The sequence below is a fragment of the Avibacterium endocarditidis genome (assembly GCF_002921145.1).
Classification (GTDB): Bacteria; Pseudomonadota; Gammaproteobacteria; order Enterobacterales; family Pasteurellaceae; genus Avibacterium; species Avibacterium endocarditidis.
The window spans coordinates 1-2,972 of sequence record NZ_PQVI01000067.1 but is presented as its reverse complement, the minus strand read 5'-3'; the positions used below and the strand labels follow the sequence as shown (position 1 = coordinate 2,972).

3 protein-coding genes are annotated in these 2,972 nt (G+C 43.2%); all 3 read left to right on the top strand.

Annotation, left to right across the window (positions count from 1 at the left end; translation table 11 throughout):
• On the top strand, positions 1-961 hold a 961-nt coding region (gene tolA / locus C3Z13_RS05005; RefSeq protein WP_146256871.1), incomplete at its 5' end, for a cell envelope integrity protein TolA.
• A 36-nt stretch (positions 962-997) separates the two neighbouring features.
• On the top strand, positions 998-2,296 hold the full coding sequence (tolB, locus tag C3Z13_RS05000; RefSeq protein WP_415777411.1) for a Tol-Pal system beta propeller repeat protein TolB: 1,299 nt from the start codon (positions 998-1,000) through the stop codon (positions 2,294-2,296).
• A gap of 9 nt (positions 2,297-2,305) precedes the next feature.
• A complete protein-coding gene (gene pal / locus C3Z13_RS04995; protein ID WP_103855200.1) occupies positions 2,306-2,776 on the top strand; it encodes a peptidoglycan-associated lipoprotein Pal in 471 nt (156 codons plus the stop codon).
• Positions 2,777-2,972 lie beyond the last annotated feature (196 nt).

Sequence of the window (2,972 nt, the reverse complement as noted above, 5' to 3'; positions counted from 1 at the left end):
GGATCCACAAGAACAAAAACAAGCACAATTAGAAGAGCAAAAACGTCAGCAAGAATTGGAACGCCAGAAGCAGTTTGAAAAACAGCTGGAGCAAGAGCGTCAAAAACAGCTTGAACTGAAAAAACAGCAAGAACAGTTGGCAGAGCAACAAAGGCAGCGTGAAGAACAAGCTCGCATTGCCTTAGAAAAACAGAAGTTGCAAGAAGCAAAGGCGAAACAACAAGTGGAAGCGGCAAAGCTGAAAGCTGAAGCTGAAGCAAAACGTTTAGCTGCACAGGCCAAAAAAGCCGAAGAAGAAGCCAAGGCAAAAGCCGCTGAGCAAGCGAAAAAAGCCAAAGAACAAGCTGAAAAAGAAGCCAAGCTAAAAGCCGAAAAAGCAGCGGCGGAAGCAAAGGCTAAAGCGGACGCAGAGAAAAAAGCAAAGGCAGAAAAAGCAAAAGCGGAAGCTGCTGCAAAAGCCAAAGCAGAGGCAGAAGCCAAAGCGAAAGCTGAAGCCAAGGCAAAAGCAGACAAAGCTAAAGCTGAAGCGAAAGCCAAGGCGGAAGCAGATAAACGCCGCGCACAGCAATCGGCGCTAGATGATTTCATCAATGGTGGTGATATTGGTGGCGGCAGTGCTAAAGTTGGCGGTAATGCGAATAAAGCAGGTGGCCAAGGCAGTGGCGCAGGTTTAGGCGCAGGCGATGGCAAAAAAGAAGGTGATCGTTATGCTGGCGTCATTAAGAAAGAAATTCAACGCCGTTTCTTAAAAGATCCGAGCTTTGCAGGGAAAGTCTGTCGCATTCGTATTCAATTGCAACGTGATGGCACGATCTCAAGTTATCAAAGAATTTCTGGCCCTGATGATATTTGTTCTGCGGCAATGAGTGCAGTAGCAAGAACGAAGAAAGTTCCCGCTGCGCCATCAGATGCTATTTATAGTAAATATAAATCACCAGTTATTGATTTTGATTTGAAGTAATTGGTTTAACAATCTAAGGTGAATTTTATGAAAGTAATGATTCGTATCACACAGTTTTTAACGATGCTATGGGTGCTATTGGCAAATGTCGCCTTGGCAGATGACGAAGTTCGTATTGTTATTGACGAAGGGGTTGATAGCGCACGCCCTATCGCTGTTGTGCCATTTAAATGGAATGGCGCAGGTGCAATGCCAACTGATGTGGCAGAGATTATTTCTGCAGATTTACGCAATAGCGGTAAATTCAATCCCATTTCGCCAGCAAAAATGCCACAACAACCTACTTCAGCTTCAGAAGTGAATGCTGATGCGTGGTCATCTTTAGGCATTGATGCTATCGTGGTTGGGCAAGTTACACCAAATGGCAATGGATACAGCATTGCTTATCAACTTGTGGATACTATTGGTGCATCAGGCACAGCAGGCGCAGTATTAGCGCAAAATCAATATGCCGTTCCAGCCAGCGCAATTCGCTTAGGCGCGCATACGGTAAGTGATGAAGTGTTTGAAAAACTCACAGGCATTCGTGGGGCATTTAGAACAAAAATCGCCTATGTGGTGCAAAAAAATGGCGGTTCAAAACCTTACCAAGTGCGTGTTGCCGATTATGATGGGCATAACCAATTTATTGTTACCCAAAGTTCACAACCGTTAATGTCGCCAGCTTGGTCGCCAGATGGTAATAAACTTGCTTATGTTTCGTTTGAAAATCGTAAATCTCAGCTCGTAGTGCAAGATTTACGTTCAGGCGCGCGCCGCGTGGTTGCTTCTTTCAAAGGACATAATGGTGCGCCAGCGTTTTCGCCTGATGGTTCAAGATTAGCCTTTGCTTCATCAAAAGATGGAGTGCTAAATATTTATGTAATGAATTTAGGCAGTGGCAGCGTTTCACAATTAACGAGCGGTTCAGGTAACAATACTGAGCCTGCGTGGTCGCCAGATGGTCGCTCAATCGTCTTTACTTCTGATAGAAGTGGTTCACCACAAGTATATCAAATGAGTGCAAGTGGTGGCGGTGCAACTTTACTAAGTTCTGGTGGTCGCACTTATAGCGGACAAATTTCTGCTGATGGCAGCACCTTAATAATGATTTCTGCGGATCATATTATGAAAAAAGATCTCGCAACAGGCGCAACAGAGATGTTGAGCTCAACTTTCTTAGATGAAAGTCCAAGCATCTCACCAAATGGAATTATGATTATTTATAGTTCTACACAAGGTTTAGGAAAGGTGCTACAATTGGTTTCTGCTGATGGGCGTTTCAAAGCACGTCTGCCGGGAAGTGATGGGCAAGTGAAATTTCCAGCTTGGTCCCCATATTTAACTAAAAACTAGGAGAAGTTAATGAAAAACTTTGCAAAATTATTAGTAGTAGCAGGCTCTGTAGCAGTATTAGCAGCTTGTAGTTCTTCAAAAGATGAAACTGCTGGTACAACATCTGTAGCAACTGCCCAAAGCTTTGGCGGTTATTCAGTTGAAGATTTACAGCAACGTTACAACACAGTTTACTTTGGATTCGATAAATACAACATCGAAGGTGAATACCAACAAATCTTAGATGCGCACGCTGCATATTTAACAGCAACTCCAGCATCTAAAGTGGTTGTTGAAGGTAACACTGACGAACGTGGTACACCAGAGTACAACATCGCATTAGGTCAACGTCGTGCTGACGCAGTAGCACACTACTTATCTGCTAAAGGTGTTCAAGCAGGTCAGCTTTCAACCGTTTCTTACGGTGAAGAAAAGCCAGCTGAGTTAGGTCACACTGAAGCTGCATATTCTAAAAACCGTCGTGCGGTGTTAGCATACTAATCTGCTTTATTGACGAAACAAAAAACCGAGCCTTTAAGCTCGGTTTTTATTTATTTGCGTGGTAAACGCTAATTTAGTTGTTGTTTATTCAGCCAAATGAACAAAAAAGCGAAAATTTTTATTGATTATTAAAATAAAAACAGTATCATAAGCCTCCGTTACGCAATGATACCTGTTTGGGTCGTTAGCTCAGTCG